Source organism: Oceanisphaera avium, assembly GCF_002157875.1.
In the GTDB taxonomy this organism is placed as follows: Bacteria; Pseudomonadota; Gammaproteobacteria; order Enterobacterales; family Aeromonadaceae; genus Oceanimonas; species Oceanimonas avium.
Genome location: NZ_CP021376.1, coordinates 403,871 through 427,032 on the forward strand (window position 1 = coordinate 403,871; position 23,162 = coordinate 427,032).

23 protein-coding genes and 4 tRNA genes are annotated in these 23,162 nt (G+C 45.2%); 14 read left to right on the forward strand and 13 right to left on the reverse strand.

The annotated features are described in order from the left end of the window. Positions 1 to 110 precede the first annotated feature (110 nt). The 3 genes from serC to aroA all read left to right on the forward strand — a co-directional run bounded on the left by serC (position 111) and on the right by aroA (position 3,928). Positions 111 to 1,196 (forward strand): 3-phosphoserine/phosphohydroxythreonine transaminase, encoded by a 1,086-nt coding sequence (gene serC, locus CBP12_RS01875; protein WP_086962428.1) that lies wholly within the window; start codon positions 111 to 113, stop codon positions 1,194 to 1,196. A 191-nt stretch (positions 1,197 to 1,387) separates the two neighbouring features. Beyond that, positions 1,388 to 2,497: a histidinol-phosphate transaminase gene (gene hisC / locus CBP12_RS01880; RefSeq protein WP_198341835.1), complete on the forward strand. Its 1,110-nt coding sequence runs from the start codon at positions 1,388 to 1,390 to the stop codon at positions 2,495 to 2,497. A gap of 150 nt (positions 2,498 to 2,647) precedes the next feature. Then, on the forward strand, positions 2,648 to 3,928 hold the full coding sequence (gene aroA, locus CBP12_RS01885) for a 3-phosphoshikimate 1-carboxyvinyltransferase (protein WP_086962430.1): 1,281 nt from the start codon (positions 2,648 to 2,650) through the stop codon (positions 3,926 to 3,928). Between the two features lie 78 nt (positions 3,929 to 4,006). On the opposite strand, the gene CBP12_RS01890 is transcribed toward aroA, so the two are convergent. Then, positions 4,007 to 4,399, reverse strand: coding sequence for a MerR family transcriptional regulator (locus tag CBP12_RS01890; RefSeq protein WP_086962432.1), 393 nt, complete (start codon positions 4,397 to 4,399; stop codon positions 4,007 to 4,009). Positions 4,400 to 4,535: 136 nt separating this feature from the next. On the opposite strand from CBP12_RS01890, the gene CBP12_RS01895 reads away from it, so the two are divergent. After that, positions 4,536 to 5,030 (forward strand): hypothetical protein, encoded by a 495-nt coding sequence (locus CBP12_RS01895; protein ID WP_086962435.1) that lies wholly within the window; start codon positions 4,536 to 4,538, stop codon positions 5,028 to 5,030. Positions 5,031 to 5,033: 3 nt separating this feature from the next. Here CBP12_RS01895 and CBP12_RS01900 read toward each other — a convergent pair whose 3' ends face one another. The 5 genes from CBP12_RS01900 to CBP12_RS01920 all read right to left on the reverse strand — a co-directional run bounded on the left by CBP12_RS01900 (position 5,034) and on the right by CBP12_RS01920 (position 7,375). Next, positions 5,034 to 6,842, reverse strand: coding sequence for an EAL domain-containing protein (locus tag CBP12_RS01900; protein WP_232455111.1), 1,809 nt, complete (start codon positions 6,840 to 6,842; stop codon positions 5,034 to 5,036). A 118-nt stretch (positions 6,843 to 6,960) separates the two neighbouring features. Next, a tRNA-Asn gene (locus CBP12_RS01905) sits at positions 6,961 to 7,036 on the reverse strand. Between the two features lie 37 nt (positions 7,037 to 7,073). Continuing rightward, a tRNA-Asn gene (locus CBP12_RS01910) sits at positions 7,074 to 7,149 on the reverse strand. 37 nt (positions 7,150 to 7,186) lie between these two features. Beyond that, a tRNA-Asn gene (locus CBP12_RS01915) sits at positions 7,187 to 7,262 on the reverse strand. Between the two features lie 37 nt (positions 7,263 to 7,299). After that, positions 7,300 to 7,375: transfer RNA gene (locus CBP12_RS01920), tRNA-Asn, on the reverse strand. A gap of 829 nt (positions 7,376 to 8,204) precedes the next feature. Between CBP12_RS01920 and phbB the strand changes: the two genes are divergently transcribed. The 5 genes from phbB (at position 8,205) to glnS (ending at position 14,319) form a co-directional block, all read left to right on the forward strand. Then, positions 8,205 to 8,951 (forward strand): acetoacetyl-CoA reductase, encoded by a 747-nt coding sequence (phbB, locus tag CBP12_RS01925; protein WP_086962437.1) that lies wholly within the window; start codon positions 8,205 to 8,207, stop codon positions 8,949 to 8,951. 45 nt (positions 8,952 to 8,996) lie between these two features. After that, positions 8,997 to 10,205, forward strand: a complete 1,209-nt coding sequence (locus tag CBP12_RS01930) for an acetyl-CoA C-acetyltransferase (RefSeq protein WP_086962440.1) — start codon at positions 8,997 to 8,999, stop codon at positions 10,203 to 10,205. A gap of 40 nt (positions 10,206 to 10,245) precedes the next feature. Beyond that, a complete protein-coding gene (locus tag CBP12_RS01935) occupies positions 10,246 to 10,578 on the forward strand; it encodes a phasin family protein (protein ID WP_086962442.1) in 333 nt (110 codons plus the stop codon). A 107-nt stretch (positions 10,579 to 10,685) separates the two neighbouring features. Continuing rightward, on the forward strand, positions 10,686 to 12,470 hold the full coding sequence (phaC, locus tag CBP12_RS01940; RefSeq protein ID WP_086962444.1) for a class I poly(R)-hydroxyalkanoic acid synthase: 1,785 nt from the start codon (positions 10,686 to 10,688) through the stop codon (positions 12,468 to 12,470). 184 nt (positions 12,471 to 12,654) lie between these two features. Continuing rightward, a complete protein-coding gene (glnS, locus tag CBP12_RS01945) occupies positions 12,655 to 14,319 on the forward strand; it encodes a glutamine--tRNA ligase (protein ID WP_086962446.1) in 1,665 nt (554 codons plus the stop codon). 132 nt (positions 14,320 to 14,451) lie between these two features. Here glnS and fur read toward each other — a convergent pair whose 3' ends face one another. Then, the gene (gene fur / locus CBP12_RS01950) at positions 14,452 to 14,886 is read right to left on the reverse strand and encodes a ferric iron uptake transcriptional regulator (RefSeq protein WP_086962449.1); all 435 of its coding nucleotides are present in this window, start codon (positions 14,884 to 14,886) and stop codon (positions 14,452 to 14,454) included. 175 nt (positions 14,887 to 15,061) lie between these two features. Between fur and CBP12_RS01955 the strand changes: the two genes are divergently transcribed. Both CBP12_RS01955 and CBP12_RS01960 read left to right on the forward strand, forming a co-directional pair. Next, positions 15,062 to 15,475, forward strand: a complete 414-nt coding sequence (locus CBP12_RS01955; RefSeq protein WP_332454891.1) for a DUF4442 domain-containing protein — start codon at positions 15,062 to 15,064, stop codon at positions 15,473 to 15,475. A 183-nt stretch (positions 15,476 to 15,658) separates the two neighbouring features. Then, entirely contained in the window at positions 15,659 to 15,898 is a 240-nt protein-coding gene (locus tag CBP12_RS01960; RefSeq protein ID WP_086962451.1) for an LPP leucine zipper domain-containing protein, read from the forward strand. A 203-nt stretch (positions 15,899 to 16,101) separates the two neighbouring features. Here the strand turns inward: CBP12_RS01960 and CBP12_RS13435 are convergent, their stop codons facing one another. The 6 genes from CBP12_RS13435 to CBP12_RS01985 form a co-directional block, all read right to left on the reverse strand. Further along, a complete protein-coding gene (locus tag CBP12_RS13435) occupies positions 16,102 to 16,395 on the reverse strand; it encodes a transposase (RefSeq protein WP_157420027.1) in 294 nt (97 codons plus the stop codon). A 187-nt stretch (positions 16,396 to 16,582) separates the two neighbouring features. Further along, positions 16,583 to 17,488: a L,D-transpeptidase family protein gene (locus CBP12_RS01965; RefSeq protein WP_086962453.1), complete on the reverse strand. Its 906-nt coding sequence runs from the start codon at positions 17,486 to 17,488 to the stop codon at positions 16,583 to 16,585. Between the two features lie 118 nt (positions 17,489 to 17,606). Continuing rightward, on the reverse strand, positions 17,607 to 18,134 hold the full coding sequence (fldA, locus tag CBP12_RS01970) for a flavodoxin FldA (RefSeq protein WP_086962455.1): 528 nt from the start codon (positions 18,132 to 18,134) through the stop codon (positions 17,607 to 17,609). 45 nt (positions 18,135 to 18,179) lie between these two features. Beyond that, positions 18,180 to 18,464 carry a LexA regulated protein gene (gene ybfE / locus CBP12_RS01975; RefSeq protein ID WP_086962457.1) on the reverse strand — a complete coding sequence of 95 codons (285 nt, stop codon included), beginning with the start codon at positions 18,462 to 18,464 and terminating at the stop codon, positions 18,180 to 18,182. A 3-nt stretch (positions 18,465 to 18,467) separates the two neighbouring features. Next, positions 18,468 to 18,689 carry a DUF2788 domain-containing protein gene (locus tag CBP12_RS01980; RefSeq protein ID WP_086962458.1) on the reverse strand — a complete coding sequence of 74 codons (222 nt, stop codon included), beginning with the start codon at positions 18,687 to 18,689 and terminating at the stop codon, positions 18,468 to 18,470. Between the two features lie 65 nt (positions 18,690 to 18,754). Then, positions 18,755 to 19,522, reverse strand: coding sequence for an alpha/beta fold hydrolase (locus tag CBP12_RS01985; RefSeq protein ID WP_086962460.1), 768 nt, complete (start codon positions 19,520 to 19,522; stop codon positions 18,755 to 18,757). A 132-nt stretch (positions 19,523 to 19,654) separates the two neighbouring features. On the opposite strand from CBP12_RS01985, the gene seqA reads away from it, so the two are divergent. The 3 genes from seqA to astE all read left to right on the forward strand — a co-directional run bounded on the left by seqA (position 19,655) and on the right by astE (position 23,017). Next, the gene (gene seqA / locus CBP12_RS01990; RefSeq protein ID WP_086965294.1) at positions 19,655 to 20,164 is read left to right on the forward strand and encodes a replication initiation negative regulator SeqA; all 510 of its coding nucleotides are present in this window, start codon (positions 19,655 to 19,657) and stop codon (positions 20,162 to 20,164) included. A gap of 25 nt (positions 20,165 to 20,189) precedes the next feature. After that, on the forward strand, positions 20,190 to 21,833 hold the full coding sequence (gene pgm, locus CBP12_RS01995) for a phosphoglucomutase (alpha-D-glucose-1,6-bisphosphate-dependent) (RefSeq protein WP_086962462.1): 1,644 nt from the start codon (positions 20,190 to 20,192) through the stop codon (positions 21,831 to 21,833). A gap of 146 nt (positions 21,834 to 21,979) precedes the next feature. Continuing rightward, the gene (astE, locus tag CBP12_RS02000; protein ID WP_086962464.1) at positions 21,980 to 23,017 is read left to right on the forward strand and encodes a succinylglutamate desuccinylase; all 1,038 of its coding nucleotides are present in this window, start codon (positions 21,980 to 21,982) and stop codon (positions 23,015 to 23,017) included. Positions 23,018 to 23,162 lie beyond the last annotated feature (145 nt).

A 23,162-nucleotide genomic window follows, 5' to 3' on the forward strand; every position in this document is an offset into this window, starting at 1 on the left:
TTATAATAAGGCTTTATTTAGACATTAATGCCGCGACCTAGCGCATCTGCTGGCTAAGGCGAGCCATTAATAAATATATCGATAATTCGCAAATAGGATAACGCAGGGAAATGGCAAACATGGTTTATAACTTCAGTGCAGGCCCGGCTATGTTGCCGGTAGAAGTCATGAAGCAGGCACAAGCTGAGTTTCGTAATTTTAACGGCTTAGGTGTCTCTGTGATGGAGCTCAGCCACCGTAGCAGTGACTTTATTGCAGTGGCCGCGGCTGCCGAGCAAGACTTGCGCGATTTAATGCAAATTCCTGATAATTATAAAGTGTTGTTTTTACAAGGCGGTGGCCGTGGTCAATTTGCAGCTGTCGCCATGAATTTGTTAGGAAAAAATGCCAAAGCCGATTATATCGTGACCGGTCAGTGGTCTAAATCAGCCATTGAAGAAGCAGCCAAATTAGGTGAAATTCGCACGCTCGATGGCTTTGCTGAGGCTGAACAAGGACCGCGTCCTTTGGCGACCAGCTGGGATCTCGACCCAAGTGCCGCTTATGTGCATTATTGCCCAAACGAAACCGTAGATGGGATCGAATATCACTTTGTGCCCAAAACCGGTAACGTGCCCTTGGTGGCCGATATGTCATCTACTATTTTATCGCGCCCCATTGATGTTACGCAGTTCGGTCTGATTTATGCCGGTGCCCAAAAGAACATCGGGCCATCAGGCTTAGCGGTAGTGATAGTGCGCGAGGACTTACTTGACCAAGCAGTGCCACAAACCCCGGTTATTATGGATTACGCGGCTATGGCTAAGGCCGACTCTATGGTGAATACGCCGCCCACCTATGCTTGGTATTTAGCGGGATTGGTTTTTAAATGGTTAAAGCGCCAAGGTGGCTTAACCGCCATGGGTGAGCGCAATAAAGCCAAGGCCGACTTATTGTATAATTACGTGGATGCCAGCGATTTTTACAGCAATAATGTGCATCCTAAAGCGCGCTCTTGGATGAATATTCCCTTTCAGCTGCGTGATGAAAGCTTAAATGAGGCGTTCTTAAAGCAAGCGAAAGCGGCCGGTTTAGTGGCGCTAAAAGGCCACCGTTTAGTAGGCGGCATGCGTGCCAGCGTTTATAACGCCATGCCGATTGAAGGCGTACAGGCGCTGGTGGACTTCATGGATAAGTTTGCCAAGCAACACGCTTAAACCTAAGTCGTCAGTTAAAGATAAAGAACTTTTTGCCACGGAATACACGCAAAAATACAGACAAAAAAGATAATTGATACAGGCATATATTTTATAAGACTTACCTTAGAAGTGTGTGTTTAATTGATGTCTACTTTCAGTGTCATTTCGTGGCGAGAAATCTTTAAGTTTAAAAAGTTAAAGGAATTTTTGTGAGTATTAATTATCTGGCTTTAGCCAACCCAGGCGTGGATAAGCTACACCCTTATCAGCCGGGCAAGCCTGTTGAAGAATTAGAGCGCGAGTTGGGGATCACTAATAGCATTAAGCTGGCTTCTAATGAAAATCCACTGGGTTTAGGTCCTAAAGCTCGCGCGGCCATTGAGCGAGCACTGCCTGAGCTGGCGCGCTATCCTGATGCGAATGGTTTTGCCTTAAAGTCGGCGCTGGCTAAAAAATTAGGGGTAGACACTGAGCAGTTGATTTTAGGAAATGGCTCAAACGAGCTAATTGACTTGGTTTATCATACCTTTGTCAACGCTGAGCATGAGATTGTTTACTCGCAGTACACTTTTATTGTCTATGCACTGGCGACCCAAAGTCATGGCGCTAAAGCCACAGTAGTGCCTGCTAAAAACTTAGGTCATGACTTAGAGGCCATGGCTGCGGCGATTACCGAGCGCACTAAGCTGGTGTGTATTACTAATCCTAATAATCCCACCGGTACTTTTTTAACTAAGTCTGAGCTCAGTACTTTTTTAGCCAAGGTGCCACGCCAAGTATTAGTGATTTTGGATGAGGCTTATACTGAGTATGTCAGCGAGGAGGAGCGCCATCCTTCTATTGACTGGTTGGCACAATATCCTAACTTAATCGTGTCGCGTACTTTCTCTAAAGCTTATGGCTTGGCGGGGTTGCGTGTCGGATATATGGTGGCACATCCGGAATTGATCAGTGTGCTAAACCGAGTTCGCGAGCCTTTTAATTGTAATAGTTTGGCGCTGGCAGCAGCAGAAGCGGCATTAGATGACGAAGCTTATCTTGAGGAAGCGGTTAGCTTAAATCGGCGTGAAATGGCGCGATATGAGCAATTTTTTGATAAGCAGGGGCTGCGTTATGTCAAATCACAAGCAAATTTTATTACGCTTGATTTACAGCGCGATGCCAGCGGCGTTTATGAAGCCTTGCTGCGTGAGGGCGTGATTGTACGTCCCATTGCTGGATATGGTCTGCCAAGTTGTTTGCGTATTAGTATTGGCTTAGAGCATGAAAATCAGCGCTGTATTGCGGCGATTGAAAAAGTGCTGAGCCAAGGCGTATAACGCCCCCTTAAAGGATCACTATCAGCTAAGTAAGCGCTTAGCGTTAAGCGTGGGTGAAAACAGGGCTGCTGTGGCTAAACTTGCCCAAGTTCCGCCGCCCTGTTACCGTCTATTAGTGCTATTGTGTTTATTCTTACCTCTAGGAATCATATGGAAAGCCTTAAACTATCTCCCATTGCTCGGGTGGAGGGCACTATTAATCTGCCCGGCTCTAAGTCTTTATCAAACAGAGCATTGTTGCTAGCCGCTCAGGCTCAGGGCATCACGCACCTGACTAACCTGCTCGACAGTGATGACACGCGTTATATGCTAGATGCGCTTAAGACGCTGGGGGTGCGATATGAGTTATCTGCAGATAAAACAGAATGCACAGTTCAAGGACTGGGACGTGCTTTTAGTAGCAGTGAGCCACATTCACTATTTTTAGGTAATGCAGGGACCGCCATGCGCCCATTATGCGCCGCTTTATGCTTGGGCACCGGTGAATTTACGCTAACTGGTGAGCCGCGCATGTGGGAGCGCCCAATTGGGCATTTAGTGGAAGCGTTGCGTGAAGCCGGCGCTGACATTAGCTATTTAAAAGATGAGGGCTATCCGCCGGTATTTATTAATGCCAAAGGCTTATGGGGCGGCGATGTTTATATCGATGGCTCTGTGTCGAGCCAGTTTTTAACAGCATTGTTAATGGCGGCCCCCATGGCGGCAGGCGATACTCGCGTGCACATTAAAGGCGAATTAGTATCTAAGCCCTACATTGATATTACGTTGCATACTATGCGCCAGTTTGGCGTTGAGCTAGAGCACGATAACTACCAAACCTTTTATATTAAAGGGAATCAAACCTATGTATCGCCAGGGCAATTTTTAGTCGAAGGGGATGCTTCTTCGGCCTCTTATTTTCTAGCAGCAGGCGCGATTAAAGGGAAGGTGCGTGTTACTGGCGTGGGGCGTACTAGCGTACAAGGTGATGTGAAATTTGCCGATGTACTAGAAGCTATGGGAGCTAAAATCACCTGGGGTGAGGATTTTATTGAAGCACAACATGTCGGGCCACTCACCGCAGTGGATATGGACATGAATCACATTCCTGATGCGGCCATGACCATTGCTACTACGGCCTTATTTGCTAAAGGCGTCACTCGTATTACTAATATTTATAACTGGCGGGTAAAAGAAACGGATCGTTTATATGCCATGGCGACCGAGCTCAGAAAGCTGGGTGTAGAAGTAGAAGAAGGGGAAGATTATATTGTAGTGACGCCTAGCGCGCATTTACAAGAAGCTGAAATTGCGACTTATAATGATCATCGAATTGCCATGTGCTTTTCGCTGGTGGCGTTAAGTGATACGCCGGTGGTAATTTTAGATCCTAAGTGTACTGCGAAAACCTTTCCTGATTACTTCGAACAATTAGCGAGCATTAGCCATTAATAAGTGAGGAGTGAGGCGTAAAGAGTAGCGGCTAAATACGGCTCACTCACGTTTAATACCTCGCTCCTCATTTTAAGATTAATGGTGCTTCATCTTTTCTAGGGTGTCGCGAGCTTTGATCTCGGCGGCATCGAGCTCAGCCAGCACTTTAGTAATATCTTCTTGCTGTTGGCGAAGACTGGCACGCTTTTCGGCTATCATGGCAACCATAGAATGAAGTTGGGGGCGAGTTCGATGCTCGGCATCGTAGAGCTCAAATAGCTCGCGCATTTCTGCCAAGCTAAAGCCTAACCGTTTGCCTCGTATGGTAAGAGCCAACCTGAACTTATCTTTATGGCTGTAGATACGGGCATTACCTTTGCGCTTGGGAGATAATAGACCCAGTTCTTCATAATGACGTAAAGTGCGGGGAGTAATTTCAAACTCATGAGCCAACTCAGAAATACTAAAGGTCACTTCCACATTGGGCATGACAACACTCCTTACTCACTATCTTGCTGCAGATGAGGGCAGACCATACACCTATATTAAGAGGCTGTGAAGCCCGACTTAACTTCATCGAGGATATTACGCTAACTAGGCTATTGCCGACAATAGGGGAAGAAAGGTGTTTATATTCAAGGTTCAAGGTATCGACGGTGGACAAGCAGAAATCCGTATTCAAGCGCTAGATTGGAGCGAGCAGGGCAGCACCCAGTTTAGTTGTGATAACGATGAACTGGCGGTGATATTGCTGAGCCAATGTCGCTCAGGATCGGGTTTTTTTGATTTATTAGCCGGTACGCGCCCTATGTATGTAGAGCAGTGGTTAGAATATTTACAAGAAGCGAAGCGGATAAGCAAAGTTGAAGTAAATATTTATAGTCCGCTAGAGGAGGGGTATGCCCAGTTATGTGGCCTAGACTCAGAGCAAATTAAAACCCTACTTAACTTAGTCTATCAAGTAGGGGGCTTTAATCGCTTACAAATTATGCGCTATCTTAAGCATCGGCATAGCCCAGCCAGTATGTCGACACATTATAATGCGGATGAGCTCACCCGCTATCGTTATTTAGGGCAACTGATTAATCAATTAATCCGTTTTAAATCCCCCACGCCGTAAAACTTATAACGCCTTAAAATCTGCGAAATCCATGGGCTTAGCAATTAAGTAGCCTTGGATACCATCGATGTGCATCGACTCTAACAGTATTTTTTGCTCTGCAGTTTCCACTCCCTCAGCAATCACCGCACAGCCTAAGCGCTGAGCGAGATCCACTATCATACGGGTAAACTGCTGGCTGGTATGATCTTGGGCTAATTGCCGTACTAAGGCGCCTTCAAGCTTGACGTAGTCGGGTTTTATTTCTTTAAGTAAACGAAATGAGCCATATCCTCGGCCAAAGCGACTCACCGCATAGCGCGCACCACAACTACGTATCACATCTAACAGTCGTTTGGCGGTGACTAATTGATGCTGTAAGACCTGCTCATCGAGCTCAAATACCAGCTTAGAGGTAATAGCTGGGTCTTTAAGTAAAGTACGCTCTAGCCAAATTAAGAAAGAATTAAGCTGTAAACTAGTAGGGGTTAAGTTAATGGCCCAGCGCTGCTCGGAAAGAGTACTCTGGCCAATTTGGTGTAAGATCCGTTCAATAATTTTTTGCTCAAAAAGCATCGACATATTAAGGCGTTGCAGCATAGCAAACACAGTGCTGGCAGGATAAGTGCCGCCGCTGGCGTTAGGAAAGCGGGTATAAATTTCATTGTAACCAGGCATTTGTGGCTTATAGATATGCACGGGTTGTACTTGAAGTAGCACTTGATTGTCATCGAGCATGGCCTGTAAACGCTGGCGCCACTGGGTTTCACCTAAGCTGTCTTCGTCTGCTTGGCGAAGAACTAAAGCCCAACTATTTGGCTCGTCACTTTGTGCTTGGGCAAGTGCTAAGTCAGCACGGGTTAAAACGTGTTCCGCTTTTTGTCCAGCCAGTACTTGAGTAAAGCCAATATAGGCGGCACAGGCTAATTCATGAATGTGTTGATAGTGAGACAGCTCTTGTTTTAAGCGCTCGCCGAGGCGTTGGGCTAAGGGCTCACATTGACCATTAAATAACACCGCAATATCAGTGCCACTTAAGCGATAAATTTGGGCGGTAAGCTCGGACTGGGTAGTTTTGCGGATGATTTTTACTATGTCTAATAAATACTGATCGCCGGCTTGAAAACCATGGCCAATATTAATGTCTTGTAAGCTGGCGGCGCGCACTATCATCAGCGTATGACTGGCTAGCTGATTTTCCCCATTCAGTAATAATGCTAAGTCGCGACTAAAGGCAAAGCGATTGCCAAGTAAGGTGAGGTTGTCTTGAAAACTTTGTTGCTGAGCAATGTGCAACTGCTGTTTAACTGTATCTAGCTGATGCTTAAAGTCGTGATGTAGGTCGAGTACTAAACCTGCCAGTGGATGAGAGTGAGAAGTAGTGGCAGCGTTAGGATCAAGAATAATGCGTCTTAAATGGCCACTTTCTGCATGATAACCTCGAGCAAAGCGTCGGTATAAGGCGCCAAATAAGATAAGGGTGACTAGCATTAACGGCACTGAGATACTTAACCAAAGCACCGTAGCGGGGCGAGTAATGAGTCGATAATAAAGCTCGGTATCGCCTTGGGAATAATGCTGGTTACCTGCAAGCTGGCCGTACCACCAAGCATGAGTCTCATGAGGTAAAGGCGTAGTGCTCACCGTGCTAATAAAGGGTGTGCTGTTATCAAGCGTGGGGGCGGCGGAAAGCGTTAATTGGGTGTGCACTTGTTGCGCTTGTTGCTTTAAAACCCCATAGCTGCCCCACCAAGGTAATAACAGGCTGAGCAACAGCATAATAAAACCGGCTAACAATATACTTTGGCTAAAGGGATGGTGTTCCCGCATCATCACAATCCTTGTTAAAACGGGCGAGATAAAGAAGTTAAGAATATCACTAAGGGAGTCATAAGAATATATTTACCCTAATGAAACAAGAGGTAAGAACAGAATAGTGTACAGAAGAAGTTGGCTCCCCCTGCTGGACTTGAACCAGCGACATACGGATTAACAGTCCGGCGTTCTACCGACTGAACTAAGGGGGAATAAACAGGTGGTGTATCTGGCTGATTAGGCCGAAATTGGCTCCCCCTGCTGGACTTGAACCAGCGACATACGGATTAACAGTCCGGCGTTCTACCGACTGAACTAAGGGGGAATAAAACGGTACTGCTCTTGGCTTGTTAGGCCGAAATTGGCTCCCCCTGCTGGACTTGAACCAGCGACATACGGATTAACAGTCCGGCGTTCTACCGACTGAACTAAGGGGGAATAAAACGGTACTGCTCTTGGCTTGTTAGGCCGAAATTGGCTCCCCCTGCTGGACTTGAACCAGCGACATACGGATTAACAGTCCGGCGTTCTACCGACTGAACTAAGGGGGAAGTGCACTGTTTGAATGCGAGGCGAATGTTAATAGCTGCCCTCTTAGCTGTCAACACTGAAAATGGCTTTGAGCATGATTTACACCCGTTTGCTGCAAGAGTAGCCAAAAGTCGGCCAAATGTGCAGCAGTCATGTGATTTTTGAATGCTAGGCGAAAAAACTGACGATAGGGCTAAGTTAAATGACGCTCTCAAGTGAAGCGCTTATTAAAGAGGGCTATCTCAAACGAAGTAGGGTTTTCATGAAAGGTGCTTAATCTCAGTTGCGAGTGAGCTTGAATGGCAACAATGTGCTTATAAAGAGGATAAAGCTTGTTGGTAATCGAGCAACGCTTTGCTAGCCGAACAAGATGACTTCACGTAAATTATGCCTAAGTTATAGCTTCTTATTATCGTCTTTCACCAAGCGGGGTAGAGGGTATTAATCCCTAACTAATATCAAAGATTAGCATTACCTATATTAACACTTATTTATTAACTGACTGTTGATTTAGGGTGGTTTAAATTAGCTTTTGTTTGCTTATCTAGCTAGCGTCTATTTAGTGTAAATATTCTAATTATTAAAAATCTACTAGCTAATGTTATATCCTAAAAGAAGCTTAAAAATGTATATAAACTTGACTTAACTTAACAAAGTTTAGCGGGAGCTACTGAATTTAATAAAAAGCAATTAACTATTTCATTTATTAGCAAACTAAGACTATAGTAACGCGATTGTTTTATTCTAAATAACTGACTTTAAAGTCGGTTATTTTTAAAAGTAATACCTAATTAATAACGGCTTAGTATGGAACTAGAGCCGTGCAACACCAAAACAAGGAGTGATTTGATGAAAGGCCAAAAAATTGTACTGGTTACCGGCGCCGCTGGCGGAATTGGTACAGAAGTGTGTCGTATGTTTTTAAGCGAAGGCTATAAAGTCGTTGCGACGCACCGTCCAGGGAAGGAAGAACAAGCTAAGAATTGGTTAGCCCAAGAAAAACTTGAAAGCGGCGATATCCAGTTATTAGCGCTAGATGTGAGTGATCATAAAGCTGTGAGCGAAGTATTAAGTGAAAAACTGCGCGAACTGGGCCAAATTGATGTGCTCGTTAATAATGCGGGTATTACTCGTGACACGACCTTTAAGAAAATGTCGTGGGAGCAGTGGCAAGAAGTCATGGAAACCAACCTTAACAGCTTATTTAGTGTGACCCAGCCAGTATTTAATCAAATGTGCGAGCAAGGTTCTGGTCGAATTATTAATATCTCTTCAGTCAATGGCTTAAAAGGTCAATATGGCCAAGTGAACTACTCAGCGGCAAAAGCCGGCATGATTGGCTTTACTAAAGCTCTGGCCGCAGAAGGCGCACGCTTTGGCGTGTGTGTGAATGCTGTCGCCCCAGGCTACACCGCCACCCCTATGGTGACCGCAATTCGTGAAGATGTGCTGGACTCAATCAAAGCAACTATCCCCCTCAAACGACTCGCAACCACGGAAGAAGTTGCGGGTGCCGTATTGTACTTAGCAGGCGAGCATGGCGGTTATGTGACAGGTGAAACCTTGTCCGTAAACGGTGGTTTGTACATGCAATAAGCAGTTATCTGCGGCGTTATTTTATCAATGGAGTGAAAATTATTTATGTCTGAACCTGTTTATATTGTTGCAGCAAAACGTACCCCTATTGGTAGTTTTTGTGGTGCATTAAAAAGCGTTCCCGCGGCTGAGCTGGCAGGAATTGCGATCAAAGGCGCGCTTGAGCAAGCGGGCTTAAATCCTGAGCATGTTAATGAAGTGATTGTGGGTAACGTAATCAGCGCTGGCCAAGGCATGGGTGTAGGTCGTCAAGCTGCGCTAGCGGCGGGTATCCCCGTAGGCATTCCTGCCTATAGCTTAAACATGGTATGTGGCAGTGGCATGAAAACCTTAATGGATGCCTGTGCTCATATTAAAGCCGGTGATGCAGATGTAGTGGTCGCCGCTGGCTGTGAAAACATGTCACAAATTCCGTTTATTGCTAAAGGCGATTTGCGCAATGGCCACAAAATGGGTGACATGGCGCTAAGTGATTTGCTGATTAATGACGGTCTTACCGATGTGTTTAATAACTATCACATGGGTGTCACCGCAGAAAACGTGGTTGAACAAGAAAACATTAGCCGTGATGAGCAAGATGCACTGGCCGTAGCTAGCCAAACTAAAGCGGTGGCTGCTATTAAAGCCGGTAATTTCAAAGATGAAATTGTTGCCGTTGAAGTGAAAGGTCGTAAAGAAACAGTGACCGTAGATACCGACGAGTATCCTAAAGAGGGCACTAGCGTTGAGTCGCTAGCGCGCTTGCGTCCTGCTTTTAAGCGCGATGGCTCAGTAACAGCCGGTAATGCGTCGGGTATCAACGACGGTGGTAGTGCTATTATTGTTGCTAGCAAGTCAGCCGTAGAAAAGTATGGCTTAACGCCGTTGGCAGAGGTGGTGGGTTATGGCCAAGGTGGTCTTGATCCTGCTGTGATGGGCTTAGGTCCGGTGCCGGCGATTAAGCAGGCTTTATCACGTGCCGAGCTAACGCTGGATCAAATGGAGCGTTTAGAGCTAAACGAAGCCTTTGCCGGTCAAGCGTTGGGTGTGGTGAAACAGCTGTCTCATCAGCATGACATTGCAGAGCAAGCCTTGTTAGATAAGACCAACGTTAATGGCGGTGCTATTGCACTGGGCCATCCGTTAGGTGCCTCTGGCAACCGCATTCTGGTTACTTTGCTCTATGAATTGCAACGCAGTAAAACTGAGCTAGGCTTAGCTTCACTGTGTGTGGGTGGTGGTATGGGGACGGCCGTTATTCTTAAACGCGTTTAATCACCGCCTTTAACTCGTTTCTTTAACAAGGAATAAAGCAATGTATAGCAATATGTTTCAGAATTTTAATGAACACGCTGAAAAAACTTTTGCCCCCGTGTTTAAGTTCAATCAGTTAGTGGCTAATAATTTCACCGCACTGACTAATTTACAATTAGACGCTGCTCGCCAGTATGCAGATATTGGCTTAGCGCAATTTCAAGCGGGCAATCAAATAAAAGATATCCAATCTTTAATGAGTGTGGGCAATAAGCAATTAGAAACCATGACTCGTATTAGCCAGCAAATGATGGAAGATGCTAATAAACTAAGTCATCTTGCTCAAGAGTTTAAAACTGGCTTAGAAAGCTTAGCGGCCGACGCGAAAAAATAATTCGGCTTAAGGTTAACCCTTCAGCTAACTATATTGTAGGGAAGGTGCTTCACGGTGCCTTCCCCTTATTGTTGTAGGGTGTATGCAATCTCTATCAGGGAACAGCAATGCAACAAAATACCTTTAATAATCACGATCCCATAGGGCAGTTTTTTAATTGGAATGAAACTATGTGGTCTGAAATGCAAAAGGCCAAGTGGGGCGATAATCCCGTTAGTCGTGCCTTATCTCAAGTTAACTCTGACGATTTACAGTTATTTTATCAGGCGATCTCTAACAACCCAGTTTTGCTACTCGATATGCAAATGCAGTGGTGGCAAGGTCAACTCGCTATTTGCCAAAATAGCATGTTAAAAAGCCTAGACAGTGACTCGCCAAGCATAGTGCCAGACCCTCCGGGTGAAAGACGCTTTAAACATAAGGCGTGGAAAGAAAATCCACAATTTGATTTTATCCGTCAATCTTATCTGCATTTTTCCAAATCTTTAACCGATATGTTAGAGGTAGTGGAAGGCGTGCCAGAGTCGGTGCGTGAGCGGTTAAAGTTTACTTTTCGCCAAACCATTAATGCTTTGTCACCGACTAACTTCATCTGGAGTAATCCAGACGTCTTACAACGCACTATGGAAGAAAAAGGTGCGAATTTAGTTAAGGGTGTCGAATTATTTCAAGAAGACATGGCCGCCAGTGCCGATATGTTAAAGATTCGTATGACCCGCCAATCGGCATTCACCCTAGGTGAAAATTTGGCGGTCACCCCAGGCGATGTGATGTTTAAAAATGAAATTTTTGAACTCATTCAATATGCGCCTAGCACGAAAACCGTACATAAAACGCCGTTGTTGATTATTCCGCCCTTTATTAATAAATATTATATTCTTGACTTAACTGCACAAAACTCACTGGTGGCGTGGCTAAGAGATCAAGGACATACGGTATTTATTATGTCGTGGCGTAATCCTGGTAGCGAGCAGGCTAAAGTTAGTTTTTCTGATCTGGTTGAGTCTGGCACCATGGCCGCTTTGCAAGCCATTGATAAAGCCACTGGCGAGAAAGAAGTTAATGCCATTGGTTATTGTATTGGTGGCACTTTGTTAGCAGCGACTCAAGCGTTATATGCCGCCAAGAAAATAAAATCACCCGTTAAGAGTGCGACTTATCTCACGACGTTACTTGATTTTACTCAGCCTGGTGAAGTAGGGGTGTTTATTAATCCGCCAGTGATTAATGCCATGGAGCAAGTAAACCAAGCGCAAGGCTATTTTGATGGCCGACAAATGGCCGTTACTTTTAGTTTGTTGCGCGAAAATAGCTTGTACTGGAACTACTACATTGATAACTATCTGAAAGGCCAAGAACCTTCAGATTTTGATATCTTATACTGGAACAGTGATAGCACGAATTTAAGTGCTAACTGCGCTAACTTTTTACTGCGTGACTTATATCTTGATAACAGCTTGAGCCAAGCTAATGCAGTAAAAATAGGTGAGACTGCTATCGACTTAAGTCAGGTCGACACCCCTTGTTACTTCTTATCTACCAAAGAAGATCACATTGCGCTGTGGGATGCTACTTTTAAGGGCTCTCGATTACTTGGTGGCAATAAAACATTGGTGTTAGGTGAGTCAGGACATGTGGCAGGCGTAGTTAATCCGCCCAGTAAAAATAAGTATGGCTATTGGCTGAATGAGGCTGACTTTGAAAGCCAAGAGCAGTGGTTAGCGTCAGCTAAGCGCGAGGATGGCTCTTGGTGGCCACATTGGCAACAGTGGGTGACGCCATTTTTGGGTGAGAAAGCGGTACCAGCGCGTACCGTAGGCACTAGCATTATGCCTGCACCTGGCAGTTACGTTACTCAAACGTTACCAGTGACGATAGCAGAGACGGCGTAAAGCCGTGCTAAAGTAAAAAGCCGCCATAAAGGCGGCTTTTTTATGAGCGCCCAACTGCGCTAGCGCAAGGTCGGCGCTAACAAGTTCAACTAGAATCAATTATTATGCGCTGCTACTTGAGCCAGGGTCATAGATCATGGATCATAGCCTTTTAAAAATGCCATTCCACGTTCGAGGTGTATGAATGAGTCAGGTGGACCCCAGTCCTAACAATTTTATTCGCCAAATCATTAATGAAGATTTGGCGAGCGGTAAGCATCAGTCGATACAGACACGCTTTCCGCCAGAGCCCAATGGGTATCTTCATATTGGCCACGCCAAATCCATCTGTCTTAACTTTGGTATCGCACAAGATTATCAAGGCAAGTGTAATCTGCGCTTTGATGACACCAATCCTGAAAAAGAGAGCGTCGAATACGTTGAGTCCATTCAGCGTGACGTACGTTGGCTAGGATTTGAGTGGAGTGGAGACATCCGCTATTCGTCGGATTATTTTGAGCAACTTTATGGTTATGCCGTTGAATTAATTGAAAAAGGCCTAGCTTATGTTGACGAGCTCTCGCCTGAAGAAATCCGCGAGTATCGCGGCACCTTAACCACTCCAGGGCGTAATAGCCCGTTTCGTGAGCGGTTACCTGCCGATAGCTTAGTTATTTTTCAACGGATGCGCGCCGGTGAGTTTGCCGAAGGTAGCGTGTGCTTGCGAGCAAAAATAGATATGGCATCGCCTTTTATGGTGATGCGTGATCCTGTGTTATATCGCGTGCGCTTTGCTCACCATCACCAAACCGGCGATAAGTGGTGCATATATCCTATGTATGACTTCACGCATTGTATTTCTGATGCGCTAGAGGGCATCAGTCATTCATTATGCACGCTGGAGTTTCAAGATAACCGTCGCTTGTATGATTGGGTATTAGATAATATCAGTATTGACTGCCACCCTCGTCAATATGAGTTTTCTCGGCTTAATCTCGAATATACGGTGATGTCTAAGCGCAAGCTTAACCAGTTAGTCGCTGAAGGCTATGTACAAGGCTGGGATGATCCCCGTATGCCTACCATTTCTGGTATGCGCCGTCGTGGATATACCCCTGCTGCAATGCGTGAGTTTTGCACCCGCATTGGGGTAACTAAGCAAGATAACATCATAGAAATGGGCATGTTAGAAGCCTGTATTCGTGAGGATCTTAACGAAAATGCTCCGCGCGCCATGGCCGTTTTGCAACCGATACGCTTAGTTATAGAAAACCTAAGTGAAGAGCATGAAGAAATTTTACACGCACCTCGCCATCCTAATAAGCCTGAGATGGGCACACGCGAGTTACCTTTTAGCCGTGAAATTTGGATTGATGCTGCGGATTTTCGTGAAGAAGCCAATAAAAAATATAAGCGTTTAGTACTTGGAAAAGAAGTACGCTTGCGTAATGCCTATGTCATCAAAGCTGAGCGGATTGAAAAAGATTCTGCAGGCCATATTAGCACTATCTATTGTAGCTATGATCCACAAACACTGGGACAAGACCCAATGGATGGTCGCAAGGTAAGAGGTGTTATTCACTGGGTGTCTGCTCGCCACTGTGTGCCTGCAGAAGTGCGCTTATACGATCGTTTGTTTAATGTGCCTAATCCGGGCGCTGTAGAGTCGTTTGAAGAGGTACTTAACCCAGACTCACTAAAGGTGCTGATAGGCGCTATGGTAGAGCCTTCTCTAGCCGAGTCTCAGCCTGAGCAAGCGTTTCAATTTGAGCGAGAAGGCTATTTCTGTCGTGATAATAAAAGCGATAAGTTAGTGTTTAACTTAACGGTGGCGCTGCGTGACTCGTGGGGTAAAGAAGAGCAAGCTTAAGAGTTTATTACGCACAGCTGAGCAAGTAACCTCCCGCTTAATCACTAAATGGGGGTTATGGCTCACTTAGCGCTTTAAAATTAGGTATAAAAAAAGCCGCACGAGTGCGGCTTTTTTAGTATAGCGAGTTTATCAGTCTTCGTCGTTATGACGACATGGCTTATCATGGCAGTGGCCATAGAGATATAAGCTATGGTTGGTCAATTTGATATTATATTGACTAGCAATCACGTGTTGGCGTTCTTCGATAACTTCATCATGAAATTCAATTACTTTGCCACAATCCAAGCACACCAAGTGATCGTGGTGTTCTTGAGTTGCTAATTCAAATACAGACTTGCCGCCCTCAAAGTGGTGGCGAGCTACCATACCTGCATCATCAAATTGGTTAAGCACACGATAAACGGTCGCTAAACCAATTTCTTCACCCTGATCCAGCAACATTTTGTATAAGTCTTCAGCACTAACATGTTCTGTGTCGGGATGTTGAAGCAGTTCAAGGATTTTTACGCGGGGCAGCGTCACCTTGAGGCCTGCTCTTTTCAAAGCTTGATTGTTGTCAGCCATAAGAATAAAGTTTCGCAATTCGTGTGTTTATTAACTTCATTGTGCGTCTTCTTCGCCTTAAAGGCAACTGCAATCTAGTTTTGCTTGATGCTGCCATGATCTAGCGCAAATACCCTGATAGTGTTGGTTTTTTTTGCTAATATTCATCCTTATTCATGCTGGTCGGATGAGATATATGCAACGGCTTTTTGCCCGCCCTCGATTACTTAAAACGCTAATGAATTGCTGGCCGCCTTTTTGGGGAGCAGGCATTCGAATTGAACAACTCAGTGCGGATTATCGATTTTGTCGTATTGCTTTGGTGCTGCGCTGGTGGAATAAGAACGCCAACCGTACTCAATATGGCGGAAGTTTATTTTCGATGACAGATCCTGTCTACTCGATGTTATTAATGGGAATTCTCGGCGATGACTACTATATATGGGATAGGGGGGCGAAAATCACCTTTTTGAAGCCCGGTAGAGGTCGCGTTTATGCAGATATCCATTTGAGCCAAGAACAGCTAAGTGAGATACTTAACGCGACCCAAGATGGTCTTAAGCACTTTCCTCAATTTCGTATTAATATTATGGACGAGGGGGAGCACTAATAGCTGAGGTGGAACGAACTCTCTATGTGCGCAAAAAAATTGCTAACTATGATAGTTAAGAACCTTAAGCAAAATTTCCTAACGTCATGGTTTGTAAAATAATTTGCAGTTATAGGGGAACTTCGTCCATACTTAGCATGACTAAGTGGTCTTTCTGACTATCATAGAAACTAGGAGCATGTAATGCGCAATAAAATGATGTTAGTAGCAGTAGCCGGTACTTTGATGTTGGCTGGTTGTGGTTCAAAAACTGAGTCTTCAACTCAGTTAGACGGTATTGCACAAGACGTTCAAGCAATCCAACAGGGTCAGCAAGCTAACTCTGCAAAAATCGATCGTTTGGCTGCTGACGTTGCTGAAGCTCGTGCTTCTGCAGACCGCGCTAACTCTCGTCTGGATCAGATGGGTCGTTACACCAAGTAATTTTATTGGTGCAGCTAAAAAGCCTGACTTCGGTCAGGCTTTTTTTTTAGCTAACTGTTAGTCGCCGAATATTATTATGCGCTTTACCCACTACTAGTTTTATTCGCTAGCCCAATCCAAACCTGCACTAGGTACGCAGAGTACGCGACACATCACCAATACTGTCCAGCTTATGCTGCGATATTGGTTAATGAAGGCAAATTTTATCGCTGCGTTTTGGTAGCGTACTCTTCCAGCTTTTTTAATATATCGAGCTCCAGTTCAGCGCGCTCTAGCTTTTTCTTAAGGCGCTTATTCTCTTGCTCTAGCTGACGAAGGCTTTTATCTGGCCCTTCATTTTTAATGGGCTTATCTCGTTTCGAATCAGATTTATCCATTATCCACTCTCGACGCCAACGGCTTAGTATGTTCGGACGCCCCCCTAGCTCACTGGAAATTTCAGCTAATGTTTTTGGGCGATGAAACAGAGAGCTTAACGGCTTCTCGTTTAAATTCATTACTAAATTTACGTTTAGTTCGGTATTGCATACCCTTCCTCATTCTGAAGAAGGGTCTACTTATTCGGGGCCACTCCAACTCTAATCCCTAATTCCTAACCCTTAACTCTAATCAGGTATCTAGCGGCCATAAAAAAAGCCCAGCTAGAAGCTGGGCTATTTATTAAATCAAAAACAGACGATTTAGTTACTCAATTTGACCGGCTAATTGCGGTGTGCCGCGCTGATGGCCAATAATTTCTCGGATAGTTTGCTCATTGAGCCCTTGAGTCAGTAAAGGCGTTAAATCGCTCATGTCTAAGGGGCGTGTATCGGCATTGCCTTCGGTTGTTAATGGCTCATGAGACTCAACAAACACTTGGCCAAATTCATCGGTACTGACTTTCAATGATTGGTTAATAATTTGTACCGGTGTGCCTTTATCCACTTGAGCAAATAACCACTCTACGTGCTCTGGATACATGCGAATACAGCCAGCACTGGCGCGCAATCCTACATCGAGCGGATCATTAGTGCCATGAATTAAATACTCACCGCTGCCATAGGCTAAGCGCATGGCGTATTCACCGAGTGGGTTATCAGGTCCAGCAGGAACCACGGCGGGTAAGGGTTTTCCCATTTCTTCATATTCGCGGCGGGTATTAGCAGTGGGCGTCCATGTAGGATTTTTGCGCATTTGGCTAATACTGGTCGTCGTTAGTGGTGTTGCACGACCAACGCGGCCAATACCGATGGGAAAGACATACACAGCTTGTTCATCTTCTGGGTAAAAATATAATCTAAGCTCAGCTAAGTTGATCACAATGCCTTTATGAGCCGCTTTCGGTAACAGGAGTTGGTTAGGGATCACCACTTGTTGATTCGGTTTAATCAATAATAAGTCATCATCTGGATTTGCCGCCATTAGCAAAATAGGGCTAACGCCATAATAGCGCGCCAAACTGGCTAAGGTGTCACCTTCTTGAGCGGTGTGTAGCAGTAACTGGCCCACTGGATGTCCTTTATCTTCTGGTAAAGGCAGCGGCGTGATATTGGCCATGACGGTAGTGCAGGGCAGTAGTAGGAGTAATAATGAAATCGCTATCTTTTTCATACTAAATTCTCATTATGTTGGAGTGTCAACATGCTCTTAACGTGGCGTCGTAATAAGTATTGCACTGGATATAAAAAAGGGACGCGCCTTGCATCCCTATAAGACCGAACCGGGTGGATTAAGCTTCCAGCTCTTTTAAGCACATTTCTTCATATATTTGTTTACACCAGTCTTTAACTCGAGCTTGAGTTAACTCTGGCTGGCGATCTTCGTCGATGCCTAAGCCGATAAAGTGCCCATCATCAACTAAGGCGCGAGAGGCTTCAAAGTCATAGCTGTCAGTCGGCCAGTGACCGATAATGATGGCCCCTTTAGGCTCAATAATTTCGCGCAGCGTACCCATGGCATCAAGAAAATACTCGGCATAGTCTTCTTGGTCACCACAGCCAAAAATAGCGACTAACTTATCGTTAAAGTCGATTTCTTCTAGCTCTGGGAAAAAATCGTCCCAGTCGGCTTGTGACTCGCCATAGTACCAAGTTGGAATACCAAACAGTAATAAATCAAAATCGGCAATCTCTTCTTTGGTACTTTTTGCAATATCTTTGATTGCAATAAGGTTTTTACCCAATTCTTTTTGGATCATCTTAGCAATAGCTTCGGTGTTACCGGTATCGCTGCCAAAAAATAGACCTACACTTGCCATAATAATTATATACCTGTCGTAATTGTGAGTGGTTAGGCCTAAGGCCTATTGACTGTCTTGCAGCCCCAGTTGTTGTAGTAATAGGGCGTTAATCAAATCGGCACGACTCAGCTTAAGCTCTGCGGCCAGTAAATTTAATTTGTGGAGCATAACTTGATCCACTTTAAGCTCTATTCTGCTTAAGCCTTTCGCTTTATCGCGTTTTAGCTGGTTGCGCTTATTAAACTTAAGCTGCACTTGGCGTGACAGAGGGTTGGTTTTCGGTCTGCCAGGACTGCGAATATCTGCAAACAAGTCCAAGGTAGTGGTATCTGTTTCTTGCTTTGCCATTGTCTAGCCGACTCCAGCGCCTTCCCACATGGCTTCGATAATGCCTTTAGCAATGAACCCTGAGCAGCCTAAAAAGAGCACGGCCCACACTACATAGCGCCCAAACTTAGGAACATTTCCTCGTTTAAGTACATCTTGAATGGCAAGTCCAATCAAGAGAAAAATGGCGATAAAAAATAATTTAAGACCCCATGTTTCCAACAGCTCGATCTGTGCTAATGACATACTGCTATCCGATCATTTTAAATTTTTGCCACTATAGCATAAAGCAAATGCAGCTGTTAACTGACCTAGTTTAAGAAATCCATCACTAAGCGATTAAACAGTTCAGGCTTTTCAGCATGCAGCCAGTGCCCAGTGTTGGGGATCACTTTAGCGGTGGCTTTAGGAAATTGCCTAAGCACCTGAGGTTGATATTCGGGCAATAGATAATCTGACTCCCCACCTTTAATAAAAAGCACAGGTTTATTAAAAGCAGGGTCAATGCCTGGCCAAGCCATAATATGGGCATAGTTATCTTGTAGCGCCTGCACATTAAAACGCCAACAGTCTGTTTGCGCCTCTGAATGAGGAATGAATGATTTAAGCAAAAATTGGCGAACTTCTGGCATAGTGATGTGCTGGGCGAGCACGGCATCTGCTTGCTTGCGTGTGGTAGGATTGGTTTCCATTACCGCCGTTAATCCTGCAAACACCTCAGTATGCCTCGGCTTTGGATAGGCAACGGGAGCCATATCGGCAATCACTAAGCCAGTCACTAAATGAGGAGCAAGTCCGGCGGTCATCATGGCAATTTTTCCACCCATTGAATGCCCAATAAGCCAGGCTTGGGACAGCTTAAGTTGTTCGATGAGTGTCACTATATCTTGAGCCATTTGCGGATAGTCCATTTGCTCTGTGCGCGGTGAACGCCCATGATTGCGCACATCAACGCTTATCACGTCATAATGTGCAACCAGCGTTTTAGCGAGGGTGTTTAAATTATCTAAGCTGCCAAATAAACCGTGAATCAAGATAACGCTAGGACCTTGTCCTTGGCGTTGGTAGTTCAGTTTCATTATGTAATTCCAGTAGTGATGACTGGGGATATTGTTGCCTGTGCGGCCTTAGGCTGCAACTCACTTGGGCACTTAGACTGAGACATGTATAATCAAATCTCGTCGTCGGGAGTGGACATGCCAAAAAATATGATGAAAACCATAGAGGTAGATGAAGAGCTTTATCGCTACATCGCCAGTAACACACGCCATATTGGTGAAAGTGCTTCAGATATATTAAGGCGCTTGTTACACATTGAGCAGGCGCCGCTCAGCAGCGAAGCGGTCAATGAAGAGGCAAAAGCAGAAGCTGCTCCTCAACTAGGAATAGGTGTGGAGCAGATGCTTAAGGGCGAAGAGTTTGCCAGTCAAGAGTCTGCCATAGACCGCTTTATGCATATTTTGTCGGTGTTATATCAAGAAAACCCCAGCGCCTTTTCCCAAGCTAACGATATAAAAGGGCGTAAACGAATTTATTTCGCCGATGATGAAGCCGCATTATTGGCCAGCGGTAATACCACTAAGCCAAAAGCGATTGCCGGTAGCCCGTATTGGGTGATAACCAACACCAATACTGGGCGCAAACGCAACATCATTGCCCAATTAATGGCGGCCATGGGGTATGGGCATGGTTTAATTGAGCGGGTATCACAAAGTATTTAATACGGATTTATTAAAAGGGAACCTAATGAGCACACACCCCAGAGCGGGTCTGCAGGCAAGCGCTTGTGATCTAATTAATGTGCCGCGCCTTATGGCGGCTTATTACCAATTAACGCCAGATGTAAATAAAGTAGAACAACGCGTTACTTTTGGCACCTCCGGCCATCGAGGCTGTGCACTGGACTCAAGTTTTAACCACGCTCACATACAAGCCATTTGCCAAGCAGTCAGTGAATATCGCCAAGCGCAAGGGGTAACGGGTCCTTTGTATTTGGGTATGGATACTCATGCTTTATCAGAAGCTGCGTGGGGAAGCGCGCTGGAAGTGCTCACTGCTAATGGCTTAGAAGTGCGTATTCAAAAAGACCGTGGCTATACGCCCACGCCGGTTATTTCTCATGCTATTTTAAACCATAACCGCGCCCATCCTCAGCAGCTTAGTGATGGCATTGTGATCACCCCCTCTCATAATCCTCCCCGCGATGGAGGCATTAAATATAACGGGGTCGATGGCGGGCCTGCTTCCAGTGAAGCAACTCGTTGGATTCAAGACCGAGCCAATCAGTTGCTCAGCGAAAAAGGGGAGGGTATTCGCCAAAATGCCTTTAGTAAGGCAGTAGCGCTTGCCAAAGAATTTGATTATATTGAGCATTATATTAGTGAGCTCAATGATGTTATTGATATGGAGGCCATTAAAAAAGCAGGTATTCGTATTGGTGTTGATCCACTAGGCGGCGCCGGTCTTGCTTATTGGACACCGCTTGCTAAGCGCTATGGACTTGATATTACGCTAGTTAACACCAGCCAAGATCCTAGCTTTTCTTTTATGCCTCTCGATCACGATGGCAAAATCCGTATGGACTGCTCGAGCCCTTTTAGCATGGCCAATTTATTGGCGCTTAAAGAGGACTTTGATATTAGCTGTGGCAATGACCCCGACTATGACCGCCACGGCATTGTAGACAGTCAGGGCTTAATGGATCCTAATCATTACCTAGCCGTCTGTATCCACTATTTATTTACCCATAGAACGCACTGGCCTCGTGAGTTAGCCGTAGGTAAAACGCTGGTGTCTTCGTCGATGATAGACAGAGTGGCAAGCTTATTAGAACGGCAGTTAATAGAAGTGCCGGTTGGTTTTAAGTGGTACGTTGAAGGATTAATTGAGGGCAAGTTAGGTTTTGGCGGTGAAGAAAGCGCCGGTGCTACTTTTGTGCGCAAAAATGGCCAAGTGTGGAGTACCGACAAAGATGGCTTTATTCCCTGTCTGCTGGCTGCAGAAATTTTAGCCGTTACTGGGCTGACGCCTCATGCTTATTATGCGAATTTAGTTGAGCAACTCGGTGAGCCTGTGTACCGACGCATTGATGCGCCGGCTACCTTAGCCCAAAAGCAAGTGCTGGCAAACCTAGACCCTGAGACGATTGAAGCCAGTACCCTAGCTGGCGATGCTATTATCGCGCGACTCACTCGCGCGCCAGGCAATGATGCAGCTATCGGTGGCTTGAAAGTCGTGACCGAACAGGGCTGGTTTGCAGCTCGCCCCAGCGGTACTGAAAATGTCTATAAAATTTATGCAGAAAGCTTTCGTGGTAATGAGCATTTAGACTTGCTGATGATAGAAGCGCAAGCGCTAGTAAATCATGCCTTTGCTAAGGCCGGCGTTTAGCTAAGCTGCCAGCCAAGAGTCTGATAACCGTACAATGCGGAAGCCCACCCACAGCGGTGGGCTTTTTATTTTCAGCAATATTCGCCCTTTAATGCGAATTCTGTAATCTTAATGGCTGTGACTTTCGCTCTGCATTTGGAGACCAAATGAATACTGGTCAGCTTACTGATTTTTTAACCATTAGCCGTGCTAACCCTCATGGACTTGCTCCCTCTCAACATCACTTAGCGTGCGGGAGTCGCATTGAAGTGTGGGACAGCGGCGTCCTGTATCTTGAGCCCGCTAGCTCCCAGGATGTGAGTAGCAATAAAGATATTATTATCTCTTGCGGTATTCATGGTAATGAAACCGCCCCGATTGAGATGTGTGAACGGCTGCTTAAACAAATCGTCACCGGCCAATTAGTCTGCCAGCAACGATTGCTGCTTATCTTTGGCAATTTAGAGGGCATGAATTTAGCGGTACGTGAAGTAGATGAAAACCTTAATCGCTTGTTTTGTGGCGAGCACGCTAAAGGCCAGATCTCTAATAATGAGCGCAGACGGGCAGCCAAGTTAGAACACTATGTGAGTCGATTTTATCAAGCACGCAGTACCGCTATACGGCTGCATTATGATTTACATACCGCCATTCGCGCATCAAAATATGAGCAGTTTGCGGTTTATCCTTATCAAGCAAGCAATACTTATTCACGCCGCTTGTTGGCGTTTTTGGCAAACGCCGACATTAAGACTATTTTGCTGTCTCACGCCCCCGCTACCACTTTTAGCTGTTACAGTGCCCAGTACTTTGCTGCCGAGTCATTAACCATCGAATTAGGGAAAGTTGCCCCTTTTGGTAAGAATGACTTAAGTCGCCTTGCCTGCTTACACGCAAGCTTAAAAAATGAGCTAAATGATAGTGAGTGGCAGCCGCAACCATTAGCGCTTAATAAGCTTCGCGTGTTTAAAGTGTGCCAAGAAATTATTAAGCACAGTGAACAATTTTGTTTACATTTTTCAGAAGATGTAGCGAATTTTAGTGCCTTTGCCCCTAATAGCTTGCTCGCAAGTGACGAGCACAGATGCTGGTGTGTGGGCGCCCAAGAAGAAGTAGTGATCTTTCCTAATGCCGCAGTGGCAGTTTCTCATCGGGCCGCCTTGATGGCGGTAGTCACTGAATTAACTGACAAAATGCTTAATTAATCTTTTAAACTGACGAGGGGAGTTAGACTTAAAAAGCTTGCGCTAGATCACGTCCTGTCACTTTGTCGTCATTATTCATAAAATTTTGTGAACAAAATGTAGCTTTTAGGTGTCGCTTTGTGGCACTATTTTCGTGTCTTAAGTT

Excerpts from the sequence above, each read along its gene's own strand:
- seqA (WP_086965294.1), top strand. The coding sequence starts at position 19,655 with ATGAAAACCATAGAGGTAGATGAAGAGCTTTATCGCTACATCGCCAGT.
- CBP12_RS13435 (WP_157420027.1), bottom strand. The coding sequence starts at position 16,395 with ATGAATTTAAACGAGAAGCCGTTAAGCTCTCTGTTTCATCGCCCAAAA.
- CBP12_RS01960 (WP_086962451.1), top strand. The coding sequence starts at position 15,659 with ATGCGCAATAAAATGATGTTAGTAGCAGTAGCCGGTACTTTGATGTTG.
- ybfE (WP_086962457.1), bottom strand. The coding sequence starts at position 18,464 with ATGGCAAAGCAAGAAACAGATACCACTACCTTGGACTTGTTTGCAGAT.
- pgm (WP_086962462.1), top strand. The coding sequence starts at position 20,190 with ATGAGCACACACCCCAGAGCGGGTCTGCAGGCAAGCGCTTGTGATCTA.
- fur (WP_086962449.1), bottom strand. The coding sequence starts at position 14,886 with ATGGCTGACAACAATCAAGCTTTGAAAAGAGCAGGCCTCAAGGTGACG.
- phbB (WP_086962437.1), top strand. The coding sequence starts at position 8,205 with ATGAAAGGCCAAAAAATTGTACTGGTTACCGGCGCCGCTGGCGGAATT.
- CBP12_RS01900 (WP_232455111.1), bottom strand. The coding sequence starts at position 6,842 with ATGATGCGGGAACACCATCCCTTTAGCCAAAGTATATTGTTAGCCGGT.
- CBP12_RS01935 (WP_086962442.1), top strand. The coding sequence starts at position 10,246 with ATGTATAGCAATATGTTTCAGAATTTTAATGAACACGCTGAAAAAACT.
- glnS (WP_086962446.1), top strand. The coding sequence starts at position 12,655 with ATGAGTCAGGTGGACCCCAGTCCTAACAATTTTATTCGCCAAATCATT.
- fldA (WP_086962455.1), bottom strand. The coding sequence starts at position 18,134 with ATGGCAAGTGTAGGTCTATTTTTTGGCAGCGATACCGGTAACACCGAA.
- aroA (WP_086962430.1), top strand. The coding sequence starts at position 2,648 with ATGGAAAGCCTTAAACTATCTCCCATTGCTCGGGTGGAGGGCACTATT.
- serC (WP_086962428.1), top strand. The coding sequence starts at position 111 with ATGGCAAACATGGTTTATAACTTCAGTGCAGGCCCGGCTATGTTGCCG.
- astE (WP_086962464.1), top strand. The coding sequence starts at position 21,980 with ATGAATACTGGTCAGCTTACTGATTTTTTAACCATTAGCCGTGCTAAC.
- CBP12_RS01890 (WP_086962432.1), bottom strand. The coding sequence starts at position 4,399 with ATGCCCAATGTGGAAGTGACCTTTAGTATTTCTGAGTTGGCTCATGAG.
- CBP12_RS01965 (WP_086962453.1), bottom strand. The coding sequence starts at position 17,488 with ATGAAAAAGATAGCGATTTCATTATTACTCCTACTACTGCCCTGCACT.
- CBP12_RS01980 (WP_086962458.1), bottom strand. The coding sequence starts at position 18,689 with ATGTCATTAGCACAGATCGAGCTGTTGGAAACATGGGGTCTTAAATTA.
- CBP12_RS01955 (WP_332454891.1), top strand. The coding sequence starts at position 15,062 with ATGCAACGGCTTTTTGCCCGCCCTCGATTACTTAAAACGCTAATGAAT.
- phaC (WP_086962444.1), top strand. The coding sequence starts at position 10,686 with ATGCAACAAAATACCTTTAATAATCACGATCCCATAGGGCAGTTTTTT.
- CBP12_RS01985 (WP_086962460.1), bottom strand. The coding sequence starts at position 19,522 with ATGAAACTGAACTACCAACGCCAAGGACAAGGTCCTAGCGTTATCTTG.
- CBP12_RS01930 (WP_086962440.1), top strand. The coding sequence starts at position 8,997 with ATGTCTGAACCTGTTTATATTGTTGCAGCAAAACGTACCCCTATTGGT.